This is a genomic window from Polaribacter litorisediminis (assembly GCF_019968605.1).
GTDB lineage: Bacteria > Bacteroidota > Bacteroidia > Flavobacteriales > Flavobacteriaceae > Polaribacter > Polaribacter litorisediminis.
The window spans coordinates 339,512-364,333 of the sequence record NZ_CP082966.1 but is presented as its reverse complement, the minus strand read 5'-3'; the positions used below and the strand labels follow the sequence as shown (position 1 = coordinate 364,333).

The 24,822-nt window shown below is 31.3% G+C and carries 21 protein-coding genes and 1 tRNA gene; 6 read left to right on the top strand and 16 right to left on the bottom strand.

Features of this window, described 5'->3' with window-relative positions:
• Positions 1 to 54: 54 nt before the first annotated feature.
• From K8354_RS01540 to kynU, 3 genes are all read right to left on the bottom strand, one after another.
• Positions 55 to 462 (bottom strand): RidA family protein, encoded by a 408-nt coding sequence (locus K8354_RS01540; RefSeq protein WP_223444859.1) that lies wholly within the window; start codon positions 460 to 462, stop codon positions 55 to 57.
• A gap of 10 nt (positions 463 to 472) precedes the next feature.
• Positions 473 to 1,882: an FAD-dependent oxidoreductase gene (locus K8354_RS01535; RefSeq protein WP_223444858.1), complete on the bottom strand. Its 1,410-nt coding sequence runs from the start codon at positions 1,880 to 1,882 to the stop codon at positions 473 to 475.
• A gap of 76 nt (positions 1,883 to 1,958) precedes the next feature.
• A complete protein-coding gene (kynU, locus tag K8354_RS01530; RefSeq protein ID WP_223444857.1) occupies positions 1,959 to 3,221 on the bottom strand; it encodes a kynureninase in 1,263 nt (420 codons plus the stop codon).
• A gap of 165 nt (positions 3,222 to 3,386) precedes the next feature.
• Here kynU and K8354_RS01525 point away from each other — a divergent pair, with 165 nt between their 5' ends.
• A complete protein-coding gene (locus K8354_RS01525; protein ID WP_223444855.1) occupies positions 3,387 to 4,574 on the top strand; it encodes a C40 family peptidase in 1,188 nt (395 codons plus the stop codon).
• A 503-nt stretch (positions 4,575 to 5,077) separates the two neighbouring features.
• Here the strand turns inward: K8354_RS01525 and serA are convergent.
• Positions 5,078 to 6,970 carry a phosphoglycerate dehydrogenase gene (serA, locus tag K8354_RS01520; protein WP_223444853.1) on the bottom strand — a complete coding sequence of 631 codons (1,893 nt, stop codon included), beginning with the start codon at positions 6,968 to 6,970 and terminating at the stop codon, positions 5,078 to 5,080.
• A 141-nt stretch (positions 6,971 to 7,111) separates the two neighbouring features.
• The gene (locus tag K8354_RS01515) at positions 7,112 to 7,933 is read right to left on the bottom strand and encodes a UbiA prenyltransferase family protein (RefSeq protein WP_223444852.1); all 822 of its coding nucleotides are present in this window, start codon (positions 7,931 to 7,933) and stop codon (positions 7,112 to 7,114) included.
• A 185-nt stretch (positions 7,934 to 8,118) separates the two neighbouring features.
• On the opposite strand from K8354_RS01515, the gene gcvP reads away from it, so the two are divergent.
• Complete coding sequence (gene gcvP / locus K8354_RS01510) at positions 8,119 to 10,962, top strand: aminomethyl-transferring glycine dehydrogenase (RefSeq protein WP_223444851.1); 2,844 nt, start codon at positions 8,119 to 8,121, stop codon at positions 10,960 to 10,962.
• Between the two features lie 178 nt (positions 10,963 to 11,140).
• Here gcvP and K8354_RS01505 read toward each other — a convergent pair whose 3' ends face one another.
• The 5 genes from K8354_RS01505 to K8354_RS01485 form a co-directional block, all read right to left on the bottom strand.
• On the bottom strand, positions 11,141 to 11,425 hold the full coding sequence (locus K8354_RS01505; RefSeq protein ID WP_223444850.1) for a type II toxin-antitoxin system YafQ family toxin: 285 nt from the start codon (positions 11,423 to 11,425) through the stop codon (positions 11,141 to 11,143).
• Positions 11,425 to 11,664: a hypothetical protein gene (locus K8354_RS01500; protein ID WP_223444849.1), complete on the bottom strand. Its 240-nt coding sequence runs from the start codon at positions 11,662 to 11,664 to the stop codon at positions 11,425 to 11,427. The genes K8354_RS01505 and K8354_RS01500 overlap by 1 nt, the downstream gene beginning before the upstream one ends.
• A 292-nt stretch (positions 11,665 to 11,956) precedes the next feature.
• Positions 11,957 to 12,628: a class I SAM-dependent methyltransferase gene (locus tag K8354_RS01495; RefSeq protein ID WP_223444848.1), complete on the bottom strand. Its 672-nt coding sequence runs from the start codon at positions 12,626 to 12,628 to the stop codon at positions 11,957 to 11,959.
• A 201-nt stretch (positions 12,629 to 12,829) separates the two neighbouring features.
• Complete coding sequence (locus K8354_RS01490) at positions 12,830 to 13,792, bottom strand: YpdA family putative bacillithiol disulfide reductase (RefSeq protein ID WP_223444847.1); 963 nt, start codon at positions 13,790 to 13,792, stop codon at positions 12,830 to 12,832.
• A gap of 110 nt (positions 13,793 to 13,902) precedes the next feature.
• Positions 13,903 to 14,154 (bottom strand): type B 50S ribosomal protein L31, encoded by a 252-nt coding sequence (locus K8354_RS01485; protein ID WP_223444845.1) that lies wholly within the window; start codon positions 14,152 to 14,154, stop codon positions 13,903 to 13,905.
• 244 nt (positions 14,155 to 14,398) lie between these two features.
• Between K8354_RS01485 and K8354_RS01480 the strand changes: the two genes are divergently transcribed.
• Both K8354_RS01480 and K8354_RS01475 read left to right on the top strand, forming a co-directional pair.
• The gene (locus K8354_RS01480) at positions 14,399 to 15,436 is read left to right on the top strand and encodes a glutaminyl-peptide cyclotransferase (RefSeq protein WP_223444843.1); all 1,038 of its coding nucleotides are present in this window, start codon (positions 14,399 to 14,401) and stop codon (positions 15,434 to 15,436) included.
• A 44-nt stretch (positions 15,437 to 15,480) separates the two neighbouring features.
• Entirely contained in the window at positions 15,481 to 17,004 is a 1,524-nt protein-coding gene (locus tag K8354_RS01475) for a hypothetical protein (protein ID WP_223444841.1), read from the top strand.
• 599 nt (positions 17,005 to 17,603) lie between these two features.
• On the opposite strand, the gene K8354_RS01470 is transcribed toward K8354_RS01475, so the two are convergent.
• Positions 17,604 to 18,878, bottom strand: coding sequence for a metal-dependent hydrolase family protein (locus K8354_RS01470; RefSeq protein ID WP_223444839.1), 1,275 nt, complete (start codon positions 18,876 to 18,878; stop codon positions 17,604 to 17,606).
• Positions 18,879 to 18,946: 68 nt separating this feature from the next.
• On the opposite strand from K8354_RS01470, the gene K8354_RS01465 reads away from it, so the two are divergent.
• Entirely contained in the window at positions 18,947 to 19,627 is a 681-nt protein-coding gene (locus K8354_RS01465) for an SDR family NAD(P)-dependent oxidoreductase (RefSeq protein ID WP_223444837.1), read from the top strand.
• Positions 19,628 to 19,706: 79 nt separating this feature from the next.
• Positions 19,707 to 20,327, top strand: a complete 621-nt coding sequence (locus tag K8354_RS01460; RefSeq protein WP_223444836.1) for a SprT-like domain-containing protein — start codon at positions 19,707 to 19,709, stop codon at positions 20,325 to 20,327.
• A gap of 66 nt (positions 20,328 to 20,393) precedes the next feature.
• On the opposite strand, the gene K8354_RS01455 is transcribed toward K8354_RS01460, so the two are convergent.
• From K8354_RS01455 to K8354_RS01435, 5 genes are all read right to left on the bottom strand, one after another.
• Positions 20,394 to 21,860, bottom strand: coding sequence for a DUF389 domain-containing protein (locus K8354_RS01455; RefSeq protein ID WP_223447757.1), 1,467 nt, complete (start codon positions 21,858 to 21,860; stop codon positions 20,394 to 20,396).
• A 58-nt stretch (positions 21,861 to 21,918) separates the two neighbouring features.
• Positions 21,919 to 22,416: a CIA30 family protein gene (locus tag K8354_RS01450; RefSeq protein WP_223444835.1), complete on the bottom strand. Its 498-nt coding sequence runs from the start codon at positions 22,414 to 22,416 to the stop codon at positions 21,919 to 21,921.
• Positions 22,417 to 22,716: 300 nt separating this feature from the next.
• A tRNA-Lys gene (locus K8354_RS01445) sits at positions 22,717 to 22,789 on the bottom strand.
• 60 nt (positions 22,790 to 22,849) lie between these two features.
• Positions 22,850 to 23,617, bottom strand: a complete 768-nt coding sequence (locus K8354_RS01440; RefSeq protein ID WP_223444834.1) for an ABC transporter ATP-binding protein — start codon at positions 23,615 to 23,617, stop codon at positions 22,850 to 22,852.
• Positions 23,618 to 24,358 carry an MlaE family ABC transporter permease gene (locus tag K8354_RS01435; protein ID WP_223444833.1) on the bottom strand — a complete coding sequence of 247 codons (741 nt, stop codon included), beginning with the start codon at positions 24,356 to 24,358 and terminating at the stop codon, positions 23,618 to 23,620.
• Positions 24,359 to 24,822: the final 464 nt, after the last annotated feature.

Below are 24,822 nucleotides of genomic sequence, written 5' to 3'. Positions count from 1 at the left end.
AAAAAGAATTGCGATAAAATATTTCACGCGTCTTGTTTCTTGGTTCTAAGTTCTCTAATCATTCTTTTTGTATGCCGTAACTTTAATCTCCACAACCAAATCTGGATGCGGTAATTGATGCACAGCAACGGTGGTTCTTGTTGGCCCCGTTTCTTTATCAAAAAACGCTGCATAGGCTTTGTTATAATCGGCAAAATCGTTCATATTTACTAAAAAAGAAGAAACATCTACTACGTCTTTTAAACTAGCACCCACTGTTCTTAGGTTTTTATCTATGTTTTCTAACACTGCCTTTGTTTGCAAATACGCATCTAATTTTTTAGTTCCCATTTCGTCAATAATTACAACTCCTTCAATGGTATTATCTGCTCTTCTAGAACTTGTTCCCGAAACAAAAATAAAATCTCCCACAACTTTTACATGTGGATATGCCCCTCTTGGTGTTACTTTTTTATCGTTCATCCTTTTTTATTTATAAACCCGCTACTTTATCTTCTTCTAAAATTTCATTCGTTTCTTCTATAACCTTATCCAAAATAACTTTTAATTCTTCTTTTGTCATGGCTAAATGTGTGTGAACCTCATCATCTGAAATCATATTCAACAACGCTTTATCTTGCGCTCGTCCTCTTTTCATGGCTTCATTATAACCAATGTGTTCATTAAAAGTAACTAAAGAATATTTTGATGCATATTGATGTGGAAATGTTTTCTCTAAATCCATTTCTATCTTTCTCTTCTCTTTAAAAAGCGGATTTGCCACATGGTTTTTCATCTCATGAAAATTGTCTATTGCCAAATCTGCAATGGCATCTGTATCCTGTTTTCTGGCTTTTTGATAGGCTTTAAAAACAGTTTCCCAATCTGGTAAATGTTGATTTAAAACCTCGTCTAGCACAAAAACATCTTCAAAGGAAGCATTCATTCCTTGACCGTAAAAAGGCACAATTGCATGCGAAGAATCACCAATTAACAAGGTTTTATTTTGATAACTCCAAGGTGAACATTTTACAGTTCCTAATGGACCCGTTGGATTGTTCATGAATTCTTCTTTAATATTTGGAATTAAAGCCAAAGCATCTGGGAATTCTTTTTCAAAAAACTCGGTAATTTTTTCTTCGGATGTTAAGTTTTCGAAATTAAATTCGCCTTCATCATAACTTAAAAATAAAGTAACCGTGAAACTGCCATCCATATTTGGCAATGCAATTAACATAAAATCGCCACGAGGCCAAATATGCAAATGCCCTTTACTTATTTGATGGTTTCCATTTACAGCTGCAGGGATTTCTAGCTCCTTATACCCATGATTTAGATAATTTTGAGAATAGCTAAACAAAAATTTTCGTTCAGACATATAACTCTTTCTTAAAGACGAACCTGCGCCGTCTGCTCCAAAAATAACCGTGGCATCTATAGAAAAAGCTTCTTTCGTTTTATAATCTTGAAAATGTGCAATGACATTTTCGATATCAACATGAGTACATTTTTTATTAAAATGAATCGTTACATTTTCGTGTTTTTCTGCTTCATCTAATAAAATTGCATTCAAATCTCCACGAGAAATCGAATTGATATATTCATTTTCTCTACCCGAATAGTTAGAGGAAAATGTATTTCCTGCAGTATCGTGCATTAACCTACCATACATCGGAATGCAAATTTCTCTGGCCTTCTCTTCCATTCCGCACAAACGTAGCGCTTTTAAACCTCTGTCTGATAATGCTAAATTGATGGATCTTCCAGCCGAAATATCTGTGGTTCTTAAATCGGGTCTACTTTCGTACACTGCTACTTTGTAGCCTCTTTGCGCGAGTCTTAAAGCTAAAAGGGAGCCACATAAACCTGCTCCGATAATCAGTATTTTTTCTTGTTTATTCATTTCTGTAATTTGTCAGTTCGAGCGCAGTCGAGAACTAATTAAAACCTCTCGACTGCGCTCGAGGAGACATTTCTAATTATTTAAGTAATTTATTTAAAATTGAAACCATGTGATACACATCTTCAAAAGAAGTATACATTGGTACCGGTGCACAGCGAATCACATCGGGCTCTCGCCAATCGGTAATAATATTTTTTTTTGTTAATTTTTGATGCAAACTCTTATCTGCATTTTTAACCTGAATTGATAATTGACAACCCCTTTCTTTTGGATTTTTTGGTGTGATAATTTTGATATCATTAGACCCCATTTCATTAATTAAAAACTCAAAATAACCTGTCAATTTTTCTGATTTTTCTCTTAAAGAATCCATCCCAACCTCATCAAATAAATCTAGAGAAGCTTTTATGGCTGCCATAGACAATATTGGCGGATTGGATAATTGCCAACCTTCTGCACCTTCCAGCACATCAAAAGGTTGTCTCATATTAAAACGAGTTGCTTTGTTATGATTCCACCAACCTGCAAAACGTGGTAACTCTTTGTTTTTAGCATGTTTTTCATGCACAAATAATCCTGCTAAACTACCAGGTCCTGAGTTTAAATATTTGTAGGTACACCAAGCTGCAAAATCGACTCCTGAATCATGTAAATTCGGATCCACGTTTCCTGCGCCATGGGCTAAATCAATTCCAACAACACAATCTTTTGAATGTCCGATTTCTGCGATTTTTTTCAAATCTAAAAACTGACCTGTGTAATAATTAACTCCGCCAATTAATAATAACGCAATTTCATTTCCTTGTGTAGCAATAATTTCCTCTAAATCTTCTATTCTTAAAAGTTCTTCATTTTTTCTTGGTTTCCATTCAATAACATCGTCCTTAGAAAAACCGTGAAATTCTAATTGACTTTGAACTGCATATCGATCTGAAGGAAAAGCGTCTGACTCAATAACTATTTTATATTTTGTTTTTGTAGGCCTGTAGAAACTCACCATTAACAAATGAAGATTTGTTGTTAATGTGTTCATGATGACAGTTTCAATTGGTTTTGCACCAACGATTTTTGCCATTTTATCAGTTAAATATTCGTGATAATTTAACCATGGGTTTTTGGCTTCAAAATGCCCTTCAACTCCTAAATTTGCCCAATCTTCTAATTCTTGGTTGATATATTCTTTGGTTGATTTTGGCTGCAACCCAAGAGAATTCCCTGTAAAATACAACCATTCATGTCCGTTTTTATCTTTCGGAATATGAAATCGATTTCGTAAATAAGAAAGTTTATCTTCCTTATCTTGTTGTTTAGCAAATGTTAACGAATTTTGATATTGCATGGAATAAAAAATGATTGATACCAAATATAAAACATTCCTACTGAGAATTCAATTATTCCATACGAATTTCGCAAACCGTCAACAATAAATAATCTAGCTCTAAATAATTTCTTCATTTATTAATACCGCAATTAGTTTTGTATTTTAGCAAAAAAATCATTTCTAATGAGAATCCTAAAATACTTTTCTTTGGTAGTTTTACTTGTTTTTATGTCTTGTAAAAATGACACAAAAACAATCTCTGAAATTCAAGAAATCCATGCATCTATTAAAGCAACATTTGCTCCAGACAAAAGAGTTGAATTGTTTGACATTCAATTTAGTCAATCAAATGAAAAAATTATTCTAAATGGAGAAACAACTTCCCAAAAAGCTTTTGAAATACTTTTAGACAGCTTAAAAAACAGAAAATTAACGTTCGTTAATCAAGTACGTATGTTGCCAGATTCTGCCGTTGGAAATCTACAATTTGCGATTGCTAGAAATTCGGTCATTAACATTCGTTCTAAACCAAAACATTCTGCCGAATTAGGAACACAAGGTTTGTTGGGAATGTCTTTAAAAGTATTAGACAAAAACGGTGATTTTTATAGAATACAAACTCCTGACCAATATATTTCTTGGGTTGATAAAGGTGGAATTACTATAGTAAATAAAGAGGATTTTGATACTTGGAATGCTTCTGAAAAAGTCATTTTTACTAAAAATTTCGGATATGTGTATGCTGATAAAAGTGAAGATTCTAAGATCATATCTGATATTACTTTAGGAGGGATTTTAAAATTTAAATCTTTAAGTACTAATTTTATTGAAGTAGAATATCCTGATAAAAGAACGGGGTTTGTAAAACAAGAGGAGGCTATTTTATATGCATCTTGGCTCCAAAATTTAATTCCATCAAAAGAAAATATTGAAACTGTTGCTAAAAACATGAATGGATTTCCTTATTTATGGGGAGGAACCTCTAGCAAAGGGATGGATTGCAGTGGTTTTACAAAAATGGTGTATTTAATGAATGGTTTTATCATTCCTAGAGATGCTTCCCAGCAAATTAATGCAGGGAAAATGGTTGATAACAAACTTACTTTTGAAGGTCTAGAAAAAGGAGATTTACTTTTCTTCGGAAAAAAAGCGACCAAAAAGAAGAAACAACGCGTTACGCATGTTGGTATTTGGTTAGGGAATGATAAAATGGAATTTATTCATGCTTCTGGCAATGTGCATTTGAGTTCTATGGATAAAAACCAATCTCATTATGACGAGATGAATAGGAATCGTTATTTAGGTAGCAAACGTTACTTGGGTGAGAAAGACGCTATGATTGTTGATTTAAAGGATCAAATAAAACTTTAACGAACGTCTTTGAGAAGAATCTATTAAACTCCTTGGTTCTAGGCGAAATAAAAGAAAAAGAAGAACCCTACAGTCCAATCTTTTTTAACTCCAGAAAACTTATTAAAGTTATTAGCTTTTTTAGTTGATTTAATGAACAAAGGCGCTAATATTTAATAAGCCAACCTTACTAGCAATCTTCATGAGTTTCCCCCTAATTTTTGATCGCTAACAGTACTTCCCCCAAATAAAAAAAAACTTGAAGATATTTTCTTCAAGTTTTTTTTTGATAATTTTTAAAAATAAAGAATTTCTTGAAGCGAACTATCCTGGAGGCAGAGCCATAGAGGAATTTCGCTCGTTTCATACTCAATCAAGTTGAGCACAAGCTTTGACCTAAAAAGGTCAAAAATCAAAATTCTATTATTTAGATTCCCGTTACCCAATCTAGTTGAGCATAAATTTCACGGGAATGACAATTTCAACGGAAACCCCGACGCAGAGCATCGCGGAATTCTATACGATTAATATAGAACTCTAAATTTAATAGTTCCTTCAATATTTCTTAATTTTTCAATCACCTCTTTGTTGTATTCTTTATCTAAATCGGTAATTACATACCCTACTTTAGAATCTGTAGACAAATACTGACCTGTAATATTTAAATCATATTTTGCCAGAATTTTGTTGATTTTTGCCATCACCCCAGATACATTTTTATGAATATGTAAAAAACGATGCGCATTGGTTTGTCTGGGTAAACGTATATTTGGGAAGTTTACAGCATCTACGGTATTTCCTGAATTGATATATGCCATAATTTTCCCAGGAACAAAATCTGCGATATCTCTTTGGGCTTCTTCTGTACTTCCGCCAACATGCGGTGTTAAAATTACGTTAGGCAATCCTTTTAATTCTGTGAAAAATTCGCCATTTTTTGCAGGTTCTTCCGGATAAACATCTACGGCAGCACCCGCTATTTTTCCGGTTTTTAGTCCATTTACTAAAGCTTCAATATCTACTACAAAACCTCTTGAAAGATTTACTAAATGAGCACCCTCTTTCATTTGAGCAATTTCCTTTTCTCCGAAGAAATTTTTATTAGCCGCGTTGTCATCAATATGCAAGGTAACTACATCAGAAATAGCTAATAAATCTTCTAATTTATGAATCTTGGTTGCGTTTCCTAAAGCCAATTTATCTTCAACATCATAATAATACACGTCCATTCCTAGCGCTTCTGCCAAAATAGATAATTGAGAACCAATATTACCATAGCCTATAATTCCTAATTTTTTTCCACGAACTTCTTTAGAACCAGCAGCTGTTTTTTGCCATTGCCCATTATGAATTTCTGTACTTCTTTGAAAAACACTACGCATTAACATAATAATTTCGCCAATTGCCAATTCAACCACTGAACGTGTATTGCTGTAAGGAGCGTTAAAAACAACGATTCCTTTTTCTTTACACGCCTCTAAATCAATCTGTTTGGTTCCAATACAAAAAGCGCTTACCACCATTAACTTTTCTGCGGCATCCACGACTTTTTGCGTAACATTGGTTTTAGAACGAATTCCTAAAACATGGACGTCTTTTATTTTTTCTATCAGTTCATCTTCTGATAAACTTTTAGAAACGGTTTCTACTGAAAATCCATCTTTAGACAGCTTTGTAAAAGCATCTGGATGTACATTTTCTAACAATAAAATTTTAATTCTATTCTTTGGATATGAGATATTTCTTGTCAAATTGTTTACGTATAAAAATTCATCTAAATTCGGAGCAATATGGTCTGCGTTTTCTGTTGTTTTACTTCTAGAAACATTTTCTGTGTATGCAAAAAACTTATCTGCGACACCTGCTTCTCGCGTTACATAATCGCTGTAACCATCTCCAATAACTTGTATTTCTCCTTCAAGATTCATCTCTCTTAAACACCTAATTTTTCCATTGTGTTGTGAGAGTGGATTGCCAGCATCAAAACCAATAATTTTACCATCTTCGGCAAACTCAAAAGTATTAGCAAAAACTTTTTCTGAAGGAATATTATATTCTTGTACGATAGGATCTATAAACTCTTTAAATCCACAAGAAATAACATAAATATCATCCGCATACAATTCAAAAAAACCTTTGTTGCTTTCTATGGATTTTGATACTTGCTTTTTTAAATGTTCTACTAATCTAGTTAAATGAGATTTGTTTGCATTTAGTAATTTTATTCTTCTTTCTAGAGATTCTGTGAAGGATATTTCACCATCAATTCCAAGGTTGGTAATATCAATTATTTCCTGAATAATGGCATCTTTTTTCGGATCATTTTGAAGCGTAATTTCCGCTAAAACATCTAGCGCCTCCACTCTAGTTAAAGTGCTATCAAAATCGAAAATATAATTTCTTTTTGTGGTACTCATTCCTTAAAAATCTTGATTGAATTTAAGTGGGTAAAGCTACAAATATAGCAGGAAATTAAGTAGTTAATTTATAGTTTTATGAAATCTGTTTTATTTAAGATTGATTCTCAAAATACTTTACAAGAAAATCATGTTACACTATTAAAAATTATGAAATCCTAAAAGAAGCAACCACCAAACAATTGGCAATGACTCTACCCAAAAAGAACTGTAGTATTTAGATTGCGTTATTTTAGCTCTCATTAAGAATAAAATCACCAAAAAAAAGAAAATCATAAAAGGAGTTTTTACGAATGCTTCCGTGGCAAAAAGATACTCTAAAATCAATGAAAAAATCATTAATAGCAAACCTAATCTTTTGGTTTTTGCAATTCCAATTTTCTTAGGAATTGTTTGTAAAGAAATAGCATCATATTTTACATCTCGGATATCAAAAGGGAGTATTAAAACGATGACAATTAAAAAGCGTTGTAAGATGAAAAAAACAGTATTTAATGTGATTTCTTGCATCGAATCAACAAAAGGAAGTAAAACTGTAAAACCCGACCAAACTAAAGCGACTACAATTATTTTTAAATAACTTATTTGTCTTAAATTTTTGCCAAATCCGCTTAAAAAAGGAACTGCATACAAAATAGTTAGCAAACAAAAAGGAATGGAAAAAAGTAGGGTTTTTAAAGAAATTACATAGGCAAAATAACACAGCACTACAAAGCATAAAAGTGAAAAAATCTGAATAATTTTCAAATCATCGGTTAGGCTTTTATGATGCAATTTTGCAACGCCAGCATATTTTACAAAATTATACCCTGTAATGGTTCCGAAAAAAACAAAATAATCTATGTTTTTATCATACGAAAGATCAAAATAGATTTCTGTAATTTTTAAAAAAGCAAACACCGCAAAAGCAACATGAATACTTGCATTGATATAAAAATTTACGAGCTTTTTTACAACCTTCATATCACAAAAATAACTTTTTGTTTATAATTATTCTATATAGTTAATAATTAATTGCCTCACTCTTGTTTTTTGATCGCGTATATTTTAAAGAATGCTTATTTTTGTATCGCAAAAAAAGGATATTTTTTTAAAATTTTTAACGCAATCAGATAATTATTCAATAATTAGCAATTTTACAATCATAAATGGATACAAACTCGTTTCAACTAAGACACATAGGCCCTAGCAAAAAGGAGCAAGAAAAAATGTTACAAACTATTAAAATTGATAGTTTAGACCAATTAATTAATGAAACTGTACCGGATAATATTCGTTTAAAAAACGAGTTAGATTTAGCACCAGCCATGAGTGAATACGAATATTTGGCACACATTAAAGAATTATCGGAAAAAAATAAAGTTTTTAAAAGTTATATCGGTTTAGGCTACCATGAAGCGATTGTACCGAGTGTAATTCAGCGTAATATTTTAGAGAACCCGGGTTGGTACACAGCTTACACTCCTTACCAAGCAGAAATTGCACAAGGTAGATTGGAGGCCTTGTTAAATTACCAAACCATGATTTGCGATTTAACAGGAATGGAATTGGCAAATGCTTCGCTTTTAGATGAAAGTACCGCTGCCGCAGAAGCTATGGCTTTATTATTTGATGTGAGAGAACGTGCAAAGAAAAAAGTAGGTGCCAATAAGTTTTTTGTTTCTGATGAAATCTTACCACAAACTTTATCCCTTTTGCAAACCCGCTCTACTCCAATTGGCATTGAATTAGTAATCGGAAAGCATGAAGATTTTGATTTTGCAGATGATTTTTTTGGAGCAATTTTGCAATATCCTGGAAAATATGGACAAATTTTTGATTACGAAAGTTTTGTTGCGAAAGCAAATGAAAAACATATTAAAGTTGCGGTTGCCGCAGATATTTTATCCTTAGTAAAACTAAAAGCACCAGGAGAATTTGGAGCATCTGTTGTGGTAGGAACTACACAACGTTTTGGAATTCCTTTAGGGTATGGAGGACCACATGCTGCATTCTTTGCCACCAAAGAAGCCTATAAAAGAAGTATTCCTGGAAGAATTATTGGCGTTACTAAAGACATGAATGGAAAGCGTGCTTTAAGAATGGCATTGCAAACCAGAGAACAACACATTAAGCGAGAAAGAGCAACCTCTAACATTTGTACTGCACAAGTTTTATTAGCGGTAATGGCAGGAATGTATGCTGTTTTTCATGGAAAAAGTGGAATTCAATTTATTGCAGATTCTGTGCATGATAAAACAAGTACTTTAGCAAATGCTTTATCAGACTTAGGAATTGAACAAACCAACACTTCTTATTTTGATACGATTACGATAAAAACTGACGCTAAAAAAATTAAAAAAATTGCAGAAGCACATAAAATAAACTTTAATTATATAGATGATGAAACCTTGTCTATCTCTATAAACGAAACAGTTAATTTAAAAGAACTGAATGCTATTGTTGCTGTTTTTACAGAAGCTTTAAACTTAAACAAAGTCACTATTTCTGCTATTTCTCAAGGAAATAATATTTTAGAAAATACGCAAAGAAACACCTCATTTTTAGACAACGAAATCTTTAACACCTATCATTCGGAAACCGATATGATGCGTTATATAAAAAGACTAGAACGTAAAGATTTGGCATTAAATCATTCGATGATTTCTCTAGGTTCTTGTACTATGAAATTGAATGCAGCTTCAGAAATGTTGCCTTTAAGCAATCCACAATGGGGAAATATTCATCCTTTTGTTCCGTTGAATCAAGCGGAGGGTTATCACGAAGTTTTAAGAAAATTAGAACACCAATTAAATGTGGTTACTGGTTTTGCAGGCACTTCTTTGCAACCAAATTCTGGGGCTCAAGGTGAGTTTGCTGGTCTAATGACTATTAGAGCGTACCATTTATCAAGAAATGATGGGCATAGAAATATTTGTATTATTCCTGCTTCTGCACACGGTACAAATCCTGCCTCTGCTGTAATGGCTGGTATGAAAGTAATTGTAACGAAAGCTGCCGAAAACGGAAATATCGATTTAAATGATTTGCGTGAAAAAGTAATTCTTCATGCGGATAATTTAGCAGCCTTAATGGTTACCTATCCTTCAACGCATGGAGTTTTTGAAAGTGAAATTCAAGAAATTACTAAAATAATTCACGATCATGGAGGTCAAGTATACATGGATGGTGCAAATATGAACGCACAAGTTGGCTTAACGAATCCTGCTACGATTGGCGCCGATGTTTGTCATTTAAACTTACACAAAACATTTGCAATTCCGCATGGTGGTGGAGGGCCAGGAGTCGGTCCTATTTGTGTTGCTAAGCAATTAGTGCCTTTTTTACCATCTAACCCTGTAATTGCAACAGGAGGAGAACAAGCAATAACAGCAATTTCTGGAGCACCTTGGGGTTCTGCTTTGGCGTGCTTAATTTCTTACGGATATATTACGATGCTTGGTTCTCAAGGATTAACGGATGCGACTAAAATGGCTATTTTAAACGCAAACTATATTAAAGAGCGTTTAGAAGGACATTATCCCACTTTATACACCGGCGAAAAAGGGCGTGCGGCTCACGAAATGATTATTGATTGTCGTGGGTTTAAAGAACGTGGTATTGAAGTTGTAGATATTGCAAAACGTTTAATGGATTATGGTTTTCATGCCCCAACTGTTTCTTTTCCAGTCAATGGCACCATGATGATTGAACCTACCGAATCTGAATCTATTGCTGAATTAGATCGTTTTTGTGATGCCATGATTTCCATTCGTAAAGAAATTGTAGAAGCTACTAAAGATGAAAGCAATAATCTTCTTAAGAATGCACCACATACTTTAGAAATGTTAACTAACGATGATTGGGATTTTCCTTATACAAGACAACAGGCAGCATTTCCTCTAAGTTTTGTTTCTGATAATAAATTCTGGCCTTCTGTAAGAAGGGTTGATGATGCTTATGGAGATCGAAATTTAATTTGTTCTTGTATTCCGATTGAAGAATATATGTAAACACGCAGTGTTTTTAAATATTTTAAAACCGTTTCTTTTTTGAAGCGGTTTTTTTTTGTATTCTAGTTTTAAAGAATTATTGCATTCAACATTCTGTTAAAGCTTATTCATTAATTTTTATTCTAAATGATCCATCAATAAAAAATAAAAACCAATTTTTTAAAATTATTAAAACTGTTTATGTAAACAATTCAGAATGTGAACCAATTCTAACTAATTTAATGGTAAAATTCTCTTCTATTTGAAACCAAATAATTAGTAAGTCCGGTTTCATATGGCACTCCCAATTATTTTTGTAATTACCTCTTAGTTTATGAGGTTTCATTTCTTTGGGTATCCCAACTGCTCCACTAATTTGTAAAATCTCTAAAACTTCAAAAGTGATATTTAAATCGGCTAAACTCTTTTTTGAAAGTTTTTTGAGGTCTTTTTTAAATTGAGTAGATTCCTTTAAAATATACATTAACGATTCAATTTCAATAATGATTTTTTATATTTTTTAAGATTTTCAATAGTAGTCAATTCCTTACCACTTTCAACTTCTTCAATAGCCTTTATAGTTTTATCATTTGGCATTTTACCAACATCTTGATATAACAAATATTCCACATAATTATTTAAACTTCTATTAGTGCTTTTAGCTTTTTCCTTAATCAGCTCTAATAATGCCTTATCTATTCTAAATGCTGTTTGCGTTTTCATAATTTATTAAATTTTTGTAAATATATAAAATAACAGGTTGTTATACAATTGTTAATTTATAATTTCTGGAATTTTGGTGTCTAATTTAGAAATATAGAAGTAATAATAATCTCACTTAAATTGCTAGACAAAACAGAAAGGCTTGTTTATCAAATTTTCACCTCAATTGGAAAAAGAATTGACAACTTAAACTATAAACAAGAATGGACGATAATTAATAAACAAAAAGTAATCTTGACAAAAAACGGCACTCAAACAAATCTATTTCACAAAAATTAAGTTAAAAGAGAAATTAAAAAACTTCAAGTAGCCAACTAACAACAACCCCTTTCTCATTTTCTAAATCAACACATAATAGTTGCTTTTTATCTTTAACCTCAAAACAAAAAGGATGTTTTAAAATATCCAATCCACTATTTTTCTTAAGACGAATTCCTTGCCCTGAAATAATGTCTTTATTCGCTATAAAATCTCCTTTTGGGATATGTTCTGTGATAATAATATATTTAAAATTGACTAATTTATGCAAGATACGTTGTACTTCAGCATTGGATAAATGTTGCAAAACCTGTCTTATAATGACACAATCTACTTTTGGTAAGTTATCTTTCGAAACATCTAAACATTTGAATTCTAAATTATCGGCCATAAATTTTGACTTGTTATATTTGATTAACTCTGGCACAATATCAACAGCAATATACTTTTGAGTATATTTTACAAGTTGATTCCCTATATTAAAATCGCCACAACCTAAATCACAAACTGTTAAAAATTCATCAAACGAAGTAAGAAAAGATTGTACTTTTTCAATATAAGGATTTACCAATTCTGGGCTGTGAGAACCAAAACCAGAATAGAATTCAGCATCATTATTTCCCCATAAATTACGATCGTAAATCTGTTCCATCGCCTTTTTAGTTGGCCAAGGTTTTTTTATTTTTTGAGAATTTTCTTCTGACATTAAACATCAATTTTAAAAAAATCATAATTCTTACAGCCTATCAATTTACGCGATCTTTATTTTTCAAAGAAATAATCCTTTTTTGAATTCACTTTGAATATCAGTAACTTTTGATTTACGAATTCTGAAGGAGTTCTCGATACAATTCTGGCCAAAAGCGAAATCACTCGAACTGATAACATGTTATTTCTGATGATGATTTTACTTGTCCAAAATACTATTGACAATCATTTTTGCGTGTACTCTAGAGTTTTCAATAAACCATTTGTGAGTTTCCAAACCTCCACAAATAACACCCGCTAAATAAATTCCTTGAACATTGGTTTCCATCGTATCCTGCTTGTATACTGGATATTTCTTATCATCGTCAGACAATTCAATTCCCATATGTATTAAAAAATCAAAATTAGGCTTATACCCCGTTAAAGCCAAAACATAATCATTTTCAATTCTGATTTCTCCTTTTAAAGTTTGTACTTTTAAATGATTTTCTTCAATTTCTACAACTGTACTATTGTATAACGCTTTAATACTTCCTTCTTTTATACGATTAATGATGTCCGGGCGCACCCAATATTTTACACGCTGACCAACCTCATCTTTTCTAATAATTAAAGTAACCTCAGCACCTTTTCTATAACACTCCAAAGCCGCGTCAATAGCAGAATTACTAGCACCAATAACGGCTAATTTTTGACCTGCATAAAAATGAGGATCCTTATAATAATGAGCAACTTTTTGTAAGCTTTCCCCGGGAATATTTAGGGTATTCGGAAGATCATAAAAACCAGTCGCCACCACAATATTTTTTCCTTGATACTTATTTTTTGAAGTTATAACTGTAAAAAAGGCATCATTTTTTTCAACCGAATTTACCTTTTCAAATAAATGAATATTTAGTTTATTAGAAGTAGTTATGCGTCTATAATACTCTAAAGCTTCGCTTCTACTTGGTTTTGGTTCTTTACTAATAAAAGGAACTTCACCTATTTCTAACTTTTCTGAAGATGAAAAAAACTGCATGTTTACAGGATAGTTGTAAATCGAATTTACAATCGGTCCTTTTTCAATAATTACATATGTTAATCCTTTTTTCTTAGCTTCTAATCCGCAAGCAATTCCAATAGGACCACCTCCAACAATGATAATGTCATAAATTTTCATATCCACAAAAATAAAATATTTTTTCTTGGATGTTGCGTTAAGCTTGGCATAAAAAAAGCTCTAACAAATAAATGTTAGAGCTTTTTAATATGTTGAAAATTCTAAAAAGATTACTTTTTGAATTTTGCGTATTTCGTTTTAAATTTATCGATACGACCTGCAGCATCAATTAATTTAGATTTACCAGTGTAAAATGGATGAGAAGTTCTAGAAATCTCTAATTTTACTAAAGGATACTCAACACCATCAACTTCTAAAGTTTCTTTAGTGTCTACTGTAGAACGTGTTAAAAAAACATCTTCATTAGACATATCTTTAAAAGCTACCATTCTGTAATTTTCTGGATGAATTCCTTTTTTCATTTTATTATATTTTAATTCTTTAATGTTATGTTTGCAATAAGTAAAGTTGGTAAGATTTTACTCAAATCTCTAAATAGCTATATACTACTATTTTGAGGATGCAAATTTAACGATATTTTTTAATTTACAAATAAATATTTTACTTTTATTTGGTATGATAAAAATATTCTTTGAAAATCGCTTTATATTTGTCATAAATCATTGATTTATTGCACTCTTTTTAACTATTTAAAATTAAAAAATAATGAAGAAAACTGCTTTTTTTATATCTATCTTAACCTTATTAGTATGTATTGGTTGCAATGAAGATTACAAATTTACGTTAGATGTTGCAAAGAAAACAACGATAAACTCTAATGTAACCATTCGTCTAAAAGAAAAGAATAACAAACCATTAGATAAAATTCAGTTTTTTATAAACGGGAAAGAAATTACTTCTGAAGGAAATCAAATAACCATTAATACCTCTGATTTTGGTGTTGGCAAACACGCCGTTTCTGTTTTAGCTTTTTATCCTGGAAAAACAAAAAAAATCAATAATTCTTTTGAAGTTTTTGCCGATACACCATACCAAGCCTACACTTATAAAATAATTAATAGTTATCCTCATGACACAAAAGCATACACGCAGGGCTTAGAATATTACAATGGTTTTCTATACGAAACCACTGGAAGAAGAGGACAGTCTACGTTAAGAAAAATAGAAATTAAAACGGGGAAAGTCTTACAGTCTGTAGATTTGGATAAAAAATATTTCGGAGAAGGTATGACCATTTTTAATAATAAAATTTATTGGTTAACTTGGGAAAGTAAGAAGGGTTTTGTCTACAATTTAGAAACATTTGAACAAGAAGAAAGTTTTGATTATGATAAAAGCAAACAAGGCTGGGGTTTAACAAACAATGATAGTTTACTTATTAAATCTGATGGAACTTCTAAAATTTGGTTTTTAGATCCTTATTCAAAAAAAGAAATAAAATATATACAAGCTTATACTCATAAACAAAGCATCCCTAAATTGAATGAATTAGAATATATAAATGGAAAAATTTATGCTAATTATTATTTAAAACCTCTAATTTCTATCATAAACCCTAAAAATGGAGTTGTAGAAGGAATCGTAAATTTATCTGGTTTAAAAAAAGAAATGGAAAAAACTCAAAAACTAGTTGCCGATGATGAAGTTTTAAACGGCATTGCCTTTGACAAAGAAAATAACAGATTGTTTGTTACGGGTAAAAACTGGGGGAAACTTTTTGAAATAGAGCTCATCAAAAAATAATAAATCCGTCATTTTAAAGTTCTATTTTAATACAAAATTGATTTATGCGTTACCTCATTACCTTTCTTATTTGTGTTGCTTTAATTTCTGTAAGTTCTTGTAGAAAAGATTTTTCTACAATTCCCAATTTTGGAAGCTTAGAGTTCTCTAAAGACACCGTTTTTTTAGATACTGTTTTCACCAATATTGGTTCTGCCACGTATAATTTAAAAGTGTATAACAGAAGTAATAAAGCCATTACGATTCCTAAAATTACCTTAGAAAACGGAACATCTTCTAACTATAGACTTAATGTTGATGGGGTTCCAGGAAAAGAATTTAATGACATCGATATTCTTGGTAAAGACAGCATTTATGTTTTTGTAGAAACTACAATTGATGTTCATAATGTTTCAGATCCTTTATATACAGACAGAATTTTATTTGATACGGGTACCAATCAGCAAGATGTAGATTTGATTACTTTAGTACAAGATGCTAATTTTATTTATCCAGGTAAAGATCCTATTACCATGAAAATTGATAGTTTAACTATTAACGGACAGGCAACAACTATTAAAGGACGTTTTTTAACAGATACCGAATTAATAATTACCAATATAAAACCAACCGTTATTTACGGATATGCCGCCGTACCTGCCAATAAAACGTTAACAATTCAAGCAGGATCAAAAGTCTATTTTCATAGTAATTCTGGATTAATTATTGACCATAAAGCTACCTTAAAAGTAAACGGAACTTTAGCTGAAAAAGTTATTTTTGAAGGCGATCGATTAGAAAATAGTTTTAGCAATGTACCCGGACAATGGGGTACAATTTGGATGCGAGCAGGTAGTAAAGACAATGAAATGCAACATGCACAAATTAAAAACGGAATTATTGGTATTCTGATTGATAGTATTGGATCCTCTTCTTTACCCACTTTAAAAATACAAAATACAGAAATTTATAACCATGCTAACTTTGGAATTTTAGCCAGAGAAACTAATATTGAAGGGCATAACCTAGTGATTGGTTCTGCAGGTCAAGCTTCTTTAGCCGCTACTATTGGCGGAACTTATAATTTTACACACAGTACTTTTGCAAATTATTGGAATAATGGTATTCGCCAATTACCAACAGTTTTAGTAAATAATTTCTTTGTTTATAATGATGAAAACGGACAAGAAATTACAGAAACAAGAAATTTAAAAGCGGCAAATTTTACAAATTGTATTTTTGATGGAAATAACAATATTGAATTTATTTTAGATAAAGTTGACGGAGGTGGCTTATTATTTAATTATAATATTCAGAATTGTCTGATTTCTTTTACAGATTCAAACAATTCTTTTGCTGAAAATATCGAAATGGATTTTCAAAACAATCCTTTCTATCAAAATATCATTTTAAATGGATTTTCAGATTTCAGAGATTCTAGGAATGGAGATTTTATCATTGGGGAAAATTCGGATGGAATCAACAAAGCAAAAAGCACGATGTTCTCTTTTGATATTTTAGGTATCGACAGAACTACAAATCCTGATATTGGAGCATATCAACATATTACTTTTGACGAAGATAAATAGGTTTTTCTAATTTTTACGAATTAAAAAATTTTGACTTACAAGAAAAACTAAAAAGAAACTACAAGGTATTTGGCTATATCCAAGATGAGAAATAAAACTCTTTAATAGCATTTCTTAAAAGAAGCCAAAAAGATTATACTGCCCTAAAAAAAGGAATTTTAAGAAATATTCTGAATAAAAAAAACTGAAGAAAACGAAAGATAGAATTCCATAAAAAACTTGATGCTGAAATTTATATTAAGGACATTCTCTTAAAAACTTATGTAGATGAATGTTTTCATGAAGATTTAAGAGCAAAAGCTTACCAACTTTTTTTACGAGCTAAAAATGATAAAAAAGCAGTTATTCGTTATTTTAATTTTGTGAACGCACATCAATTTAGTAAATAAATTTTTAGTTACGGTAATATTACAGCAATGTCTTATGATTTAGCAGAAAGATTATTAAAGAAGAAATACAAAAAAGAAAAAAAACGCTACGGAAAGAACAAACCTCAAAAAAACTTAACCTTTAAGCACATGAAAGTCTGCAAAATAAAGTCATTATTAATTTATTAAGGGAGACCTCACAGGTTTTAAAAACCTGTGAGGTCTAAAAATTTACTTCTTATAAACAACACCGTTTTTCATCACAAAAACAACATTTTCCATGGTGTTAATATTTTTAGTGGGATCTTCGTTTACCGCAATAATATCAGCGAAAAAACCTTTTTTAACTTGTCCTATTTCGTTTTCCATTTTTAATAACATAGCATTGGTAATGGTTGCAGACTGAATTGTTTCCATAGCGGGCATTCCTGCGGCCACCATAAATCCGAATTCTTTTCCGTTATTTCCGTGTTTAAAAACCCCTGCATCTGTACCGAAAGCAATTCCGACTCCTTTTTTATACGCTTTTGCAAAAGTTCCTTGAATTTGTGGACCAACAGCCAGTGCTTTTGGCACCACAATTTCAGGATAAAAACCTGCTATTTTTGCCTTTTCCTCCACTTCTTTGCCTGCTGTTATTGTTGGCACCAAATAAGCATCATGCTTTTTCATGAGTTCCATAGTTTCATCACTCATATAGGTACCATGTTCTATGGTTTTTACCCCTCCAATAATCGCTCTTTGCATGCCCTCATCTCCGTGAGCATGCGCAGCAACATGCATTCCGTAATCTTTTGCAGTATCACAAATTGTCTTAATTTCCTCAATTGTAAACTGCGGATTATCGCCTGATTTAGCAACACTTAATACTCCTCCAGTTGCTGTAATTTTAATGCAATCTGCTCCATTTTTATACCGTTGTCGTACCGCTTTTTTTGCATCTTCTATTGAATTTACAACACCTTCTTTTGGCCCAGGATCTCCAATTAATTTTCTACTACTACCATTTGTTGGGTCTGCATGACCACCAGTTGTTGCCAAAGATTTACCCGCTGTAAAAACGCGTGGTCCCGGTATTTTTCCTTTATCAATAGCATTTCGAATAGCGATATTTACCCCAGTACCCCCTAAATCTCGAACAGTTGTAAAACCATTTAATAACGTTGTTTTTGCAAAACCTACGGAATTAAAAGCTACATCTGCTTCATTTAAAATATAATCGTTCAATCTTGTATTTCGATCAAATTCTTGTTCAATGTGAACATGCATATCAATTAAACCTGCCATTACCACTTTATCTCTCAAATCAATTAAAGATCCTGATTTCGGCTTGATATAACCATCTTTGACATCTATAATTTTGTTCTTTTTCACTAAAATAGTTTTTTCAGTGTTGATTTTTCCTGATTTTGTATCTATTAATTTTCCGCATAAAATATACGTTGTTTGGGCTGTTATATGTTGAATAAGAATAATGGCTAAAAAAAGTAAAACTGTTTTTTTCATTTGTTTGATTTTAGTTCTTAAATGTATGAAAATTTGAGTAGATTGCTACTTCAAAAATTTAAATTTAAATGAAAAATGTTGTTATTACAGGAACCAGCCGAGGAATTGGTTTTGAGCTTGCTAAAATATTTGCCAATAATGGTCATAAAGTTTTAGCGATTTCAAGAAACACAGCGCCATTAAGTGCTTTAAATCACCCTAATATTTCGATACTAGCTGTTGATCTTTCAGATAATTCAGAGATTAAAAAAGCATCTGATTTTGTAAAAGAAAACTGGAAACAAGTTGATATTTTAATTCATAATGCAGGAAAACTCATCAACAAAACTTTTACAGATTTAACTTCGAATGATTTTTTAGAGGTTTATAAAGTAAATGTTTTTGCAGTAGCAGAGTTGACAAAATTATTGATTCCGTATTTACCAAAAGGAAGTCATGTAGTGACGGTGAGTTCTATGGGTGGCATTCAAGGAAGCGTAAAATTTCCAGGTTTAGCTGCTTATTCATCCGCCAAAGGCGCAGTCATTACTTTATCTGAATTGTTAGCTGAAGAATATAAAGAACAACAAATTGCATTTAATGTTTTGGCTATTGGAGCGGTGCAAACAGAAATGCTAGCAGAGGCTTTTCCTGATTACAAAGCGCCACTTTCTGCGCTAGAAATGGCAAATTATATGTACGATTTTTCACTATCAGGAAATAAGTTTTATAACGGTAAGATTTTACAAGTTTCATCAACGACTCCATAACCCTGTTTCTCCTCTTAATAAGTTGAACAATAAAGAATACTAGACCAATATTAAAGAAATTTTAAATAAAAGCAAAAGTTTGAGTACTAGAGAGAATCCCCTCCCTTCGCGAGGACAAGAATGGGCATCTTTTATCCCTGCTAAAGCAATTCCGTTTGTAAAATATTTAATTGATACACATTCTTTTGATTTATTGATTGTAAATCAACGGCAAACTAAACATGGCGATTTCAGAAAATTACCCAATGGTAGGTTTCAAATAACGGTAAATAATAACCTCAACAAACATCAATTTTTATTGACGTTGGTGCATGAAATTGCACATCATGTAACACATCAAAAATTCGGAAAAGTACAACCTCACGGAATTGAATGGAAAACTGTTTTTCAGCATTTAATGTTGCCCTTTTTAGAACTTGAAATTTACCCAAAAGAAATGATTTCTCATTTAGCAAATTATTTAAAAAACCCAAAAGCTAGCACAGATTCTGATGTAAAACTTTCTTTAGCTTTACGAGGAAATATTGCGGAAGAAGGAAAAAAATTTATTTTTACCCTCCCTTTTGGTTGTTTATTTATCTTTAAAAGTATTGTTTACAAAAGAGGAAACAAACGCAGAACTAGAATAGAATGTTTAAATATGAATAACAAAAGAGTCTATTTATTCAATCAAAATGTTGAAGTAAAATTATACGAATAACATTCATATTCTTTAGTTTTAAAGCAAAAAATTAGTATTCATGCATAAAACTATCTTTTATGAATACTATTTTTCTCTCTTTATAAATAGTGTGTCTAACTGCATTTCATTCTGCAACCACGTTCTTAATTCACGCTCTTTAGGCGCAATAATACTATCTGATAATTGAACGTTCCATTCTATGGTTACCACAGGAATTGTATCAATTTTTATAAAATCTTTAGACGATAAAACACTTGCAAAACCTATTGCTTCGATATCAATATATCTAATTTTAGCATCTTTAGCTATTGTGCTAAAAGCAATTACATTTTGATGCTTATTTAAAGCATCTTGCTCTATTCTATTATTTAAACTAGAAATTGTTTCTTGCAATTCTTTAATTTGTTTTTGCAAACCTGCAATAATATTTTTGCTCTCTTGTAGTTCTTCTCGCTTCTCTTTGTAAGCCGTAGTTATAATCTCAAAACTTTTAGTATCACTGCCTTTTATTTCTAATTTAAAATCTTTTAAACTATTATAATTGCTATTATGAGCTATCTCGTTACTCAAATCATTGTAAGTAGCATCGGTAATTTCATTAAAGAAATTAAGTTGTAATGTTTTACTTTCAATATCTGGTTCATGATCAATTAATGTTAAAGATTTATTCATCTTTATTTCTGTTTTTATAAAAGCTTTGATCTGATTTTTAATTTTATTTTCTTTAAAAACGTTTATAAACGTAAAAATAGCAGGAATCATGACTGCTACACCTATTACTGTTGCAATTGTAGAGTATCGTTTTCTTTTTGCAGCGTTTGCATATTTATGCATTGGAAAACCAAGTAACTTTAAAACTAAAAACGTAGCCAATGCAATAAAAATAGTATTGATCGTAAACAAATACATTGCTCCGATAAAATAAGGCCAATTCCCTTTTGCCAAGCCATAACCTGCCGTGCATAATGGTGGCATTAAAGCTGTTGCAATTGCTACACCAAAAATTACGGAAGCAATAGTACCTTTTTTAGTTCTAGCTACCATGAGCGCTAAACCTCCAAAAAAAGCAATCAGTACATCGCGAATATCTGGACTTACGCGCCCTAATAATTCAGAATTATCTTGACTTAATGGAAAAAAGTAAAAAAACAGGAAAGATGCAAACAAACTCAGCACAATCATAGTACCAAGATTTATTAATGACTTTTTAAAGGTTTCAATATCGTTTAGAGCAAAAGACATCCCTAAACCTAAAATTGGTCCCATTAAAGGCGATATTAACATGGCGCCAATTACTACAGCTGTCGAGTCTGCATTTAAACCGATAGAAGCTACAAAGACCGCAAAAATTAAAATCCACGCAGTGGCTCCTTTAAACGGAATATCTGCTTTTATGGCTTCTATGGTCGCTTCATGATCCGTATCATGTCTAAAATCGAAAAGATCGCCTATAAATTGTTTAACACTTTCGAATAACCCCAGCGCATCTTTCTGAACATTCTGTTTCGATTTTTCTTGAGAATTTATATTTTTTTGGATATCTTCTTGCATCATTTTTTTATTAAAAACCTTCGAAAGATACAAAAAAGTACTCCAGTTTTTAGTAGTTTTATTTCAGATAAATTTTGGCAATCTCTAACATAAAAGATTGTTCTTTTTTATTCCCAATAAGAATAGCGATTTCCTGTATCATTTTTGATGAAAAATTATCCATCACTAATTTTCTTCCTCTAAAAGAGGGATACATTTCTGATAAATTTATTTCTATGAGTTGCCATTCTTTAGAGGTTGTAAAAGTTTTAGTGTAAGAATATAAATTTTGATAGTTATCTTTTATTCTAAATTGATACTCATTTCCATCTCCTTTTACTTTTAAAACTACTTTTATATAGTTTAAAACCTGTATTTCTTTGAATCGATATCTTAAAGAAGAAAAGCCTCCGTTATTTTCTAAAGAAATATTACCTGAAAAAAGACCATTTCCGTTTTCATTAAGCCTAAAACTACCTTGAGATCGGCCTCCCATCACAACATCATCCACAATCCGCCAAGCTGAGATGTCTGAATCTTTTGTGAAATCAAAAATTATGTGATTAAGCGTATTCATTAAAAATAAAATTAAGTTGAAATAAAGAAATATTTTGTTCATTTATTTTAAAATATAACAGGACCTTCATCATTTGGAATTACTTTGATCACCTATACCCTTTCCATTTCTATTTTAACTAAAAAAGAAACCGTAACTAATGGTACATTTTAATTTTTACTTTTCTATAAAGAAATTATCATTTTCTTTTACATCAATTTAAAACATCAACTATTATAAAACAAAAATAAAATATTTTTAATTGAAGCCTTGATAAAAACAAAAAACTCTGCAAAATATGCAGAGTTTTTTGTTTCGATGTGACCGGGCTGGGGCTCGAACCCAGGACCCTCTCCTTAAAAGGGAGATGCTCTACCAACTGAGCTACCAGGTCAATCTTTTCCTTTAAGCGGGTGCAAATATAGAAGTTATTTTAAGAAAAACAAACCTTTTTTTATTTTGTTTCATTTAAATATGCCTCTCTCACTTTTTTAAATAAATTAGAAGAATACACAAAGCCTACAACAGCCTCATTGTCAGTTCTAAACATCTCTTCACTATTTCCTTCCCAGGCTTTTCTTCCGTTTTTTAAAAAGAGAATTTTTTCTCCTATTTCCATGACAGAATTCATATCATGTGTATTTATGACGGTTGTAATTTGATATTCGTCTGTAATTTCTTGAATTAAATTATCAATTACAATGGCTGTTTCTGGGTCTAAACCTGAATTTGGTTCATCACAAAATAAATATTTAGGATTCATGACAATTGCTCGTGCAATGGCAACTCTTTTTTGCATTCCTCCAGACAATTCACCTGGAAATTTATTATTTGAATTTTGTAAATTTACACGGTCTAGAACAAAGTTTACCCTCTCTAACATTTCACCTTGAGATTGCTTTGTGAACATTTTTAAAGGAAACATAACATTTTCTTCTACAGTTTGCGAATCAAAAAGCGCACTACCCTGAAAAACCATGCCAATCTCTTGTCTCCACTGTTGTTTTTCCTTAACGGTAAATTTTGTATTTATCCTACCATCAAAAGAAATGGTTCCTTTTTCTGGTGTATGTAATCCTATTAGAGATTTTAGGAAAACCGTTTTTCCAGCACCACTTTGACCAATGATTAAACTTGTTTTACCTGGATGGAATGATGTTGAAATCCCTTTTAAAATTTGAACATCTCCAAAACCTTTATGTAAATCTTTTACTTCTATCATTTACGTTAGTAACATTTGTGTTAGTAGATAATTGGCAATTACTATCAATATGGTTGTCCAGACAACAGATTGCGTACTTGCCTTACCCACCGCAATAGAACCTCCTTTTACGTAATATCCATGATAAGAAGGCACTGTTGAAATTAGAAAAGCAAAAACGAGTGTTTTAATGATTGCATACACTATGTAAAAGGGCTTAAAATCTGTTCTTAAACCTTCTATATAATCTACACCACTAAATAAACCAGAAAACACACCTGCTAGCCAGCCTCCAAAAATGCCCATAAACATTCCTAAAATAATTAAAAAAGGATAGAAGAAAACGGTTGCAATTACTTTTGGTAACACTAAATAATTTAAGGAGTTTATACCCATTACATCTAAAGCATCAATTTGTTCTGTTACCTTCATCGTGCCAATACTAGAGGTTATATAAGAACCTACTTTACCCGCTAAAATAATGGAACAAAATGTTGGTGCGAACTCTAAAATAATAGACCTTTTTGCTGCGAAACCAATTAAAGATTGTGGTATAAAAGCACCATCTAAATTTAGAGCAGTTTGCAAAGCAATTACACCACCAATAAAAAATGAAATAAACATAATAATCCCTAAGGATTTTAACCCAAGCTCTTCTATTTCTCTTAATAAAGCTTCATAAAATACCTTACCTTTCTGAGGTTTTTTAAAAACCTGCTTCAGCATTATAAAATATTTACCTATGTGTTCTATGTAATTCAATAGATTTAATTTTTAGCTAAATTAATAAATATCATTAAGACAAGATAAAATATGCTCCATCAAAATAAAAATTAATTATTTATGCGAATCAAGGTTTAAAAACAAAGTACAAAAACAAGATTAATCATTTGAAAAAACAATTACTAAAAATCGTTTTACATATTATTTTCAAGTACAATAAGATTCAATCTCAACCAGATTATTTTGAATACAAATAACCATACTAAGGATTACAAGTTCCTTAAAATTTATGACGATGTTTGTGAAGATATACAACTCCATAAATTTTTTATAGCTAGGAATGCTCAATTCAATTCAAAAATATGAACACCAATAAAGGTTGTATTAGAAATGCTTGATGTTGTAAAAAAGTTTGATAGAGCGCCATACGATTTATATTCAAGACCTGTATCTAATATTAGACAACCCATGTAAGCCTTGTTTTGTTGGAGTATTGAAAAATA

Excerpts from the sequence above, each read along its gene's own strand:
- K8354_RS01540 (WP_223444859.1), bottom strand. The coding sequence starts at position 462 with ATGAACGATAAAAAAGTAACACCAAGAGGGGCATATCCACATGTAAAA.
- K8354_RS01535 (WP_223444858.1), bottom strand. The coding sequence starts at position 1,882 with ATGAATAAACAAGAAAAAATACTGATTATCGGAGCAGGTTTATGTGGC.
- kynU (WP_223444857.1), bottom strand. The coding sequence starts at position 3,221 with ATGCAATATCAAAATTCGTTAACATTTGCTAAACAACAAGATAAGGAA.
- K8354_RS01525 (WP_223444855.1), top strand. The coding sequence starts at position 3,387 with ATGAGAATCCTAAAATACTTTTCTTTGGTAGTTTTACTTGTTTTTATG.
- serA (WP_223444853.1), bottom strand. The coding sequence starts at position 6,970 with ATGAGTACCACAAAAAGAAATTATATTTTCGATTTTGATAGCACTTTA.
- K8354_RS01515 (WP_223444852.1), bottom strand. The coding sequence starts at position 7,933 with ATGAAGGTTGTAAAAAAGCTCGTAAATTTTTATATCAATGCAAGTATT.
- gcvP (WP_223444851.1), top strand. The coding sequence starts at position 8,119 with ATGGATACAAACTCGTTTCAACTAAGACACATAGGCCCTAGCAAAAAG.
- K8354_RS01505 (WP_223444850.1), bottom strand. The coding sequence starts at position 11,425 with ATGTATATTTTAAAGGAATCTACTCAATTTAAAAAAGACCTCAAAAAA.
- K8354_RS01500 (WP_223444849.1), bottom strand. The coding sequence starts at position 11,664 with ATGAAAACGCAAACAGCATTTAGAATAGATAAGGCATTATTAGAGCTG.
- K8354_RS01495 (WP_223444848.1), bottom strand. The coding sequence starts at position 12,628 with ATGTCAGAAGAAAATTCTCAAAAAATAAAAAAACCTTGGCCAACTAAA.
- K8354_RS01490 (WP_223444847.1), bottom strand. The coding sequence starts at position 13,792 with ATGAAAATTTATGACATTATCATTGTTGGAGGTGGTCCTATTGGAATT.
- K8354_RS01485 (WP_223444845.1), bottom strand. The coding sequence starts at position 14,154 with ATGAAAAAAGGAATTCATCCAGAAAATTACAGAATGGTAGCTTTTAAA.
- K8354_RS01480 (WP_223444843.1), top strand. The coding sequence starts at position 14,399 with ATGAAGAAAACTGCTTTTTTTATATCTATCTTAACCTTATTAGTATGT.
- K8354_RS01475 (WP_223444841.1), top strand. The coding sequence starts at position 15,481 with ATGCGTTACCTCATTACCTTTCTTATTTGTGTTGCTTTAATTTCTGTA.
- K8354_RS01470 (WP_223444839.1), bottom strand. The coding sequence starts at position 18,878 with ATGAAAAAAACAGTTTTACTTTTTTTAGCCATTATTCTTATTCAACAT.
- K8354_RS01465 (WP_223444837.1), top strand. The coding sequence starts at position 18,947 with ATGAAAAATGTTGTTATTACAGGAACCAGCCGAGGAATTGGTTTTGAG.
- K8354_RS01455 (WP_223447757.1), bottom strand. The coding sequence starts at position 21,860 with ATGCAAGAAGATATCCAAAAAAATATAAATTCTCAAGAAAAATCGAAA.
- K8354_RS01450 (WP_223444835.1), bottom strand. The coding sequence starts at position 22,416 with ATGAATACGCTTAATCACATAATTTTTGATTTCACAAAAGATTCAGAC.
- K8354_RS01440 (WP_223444834.1), bottom strand. The coding sequence starts at position 23,617 with ATGATAGAAGTAAAAGATTTACATAAAGGTTTTGGAGATGTTCAAATT.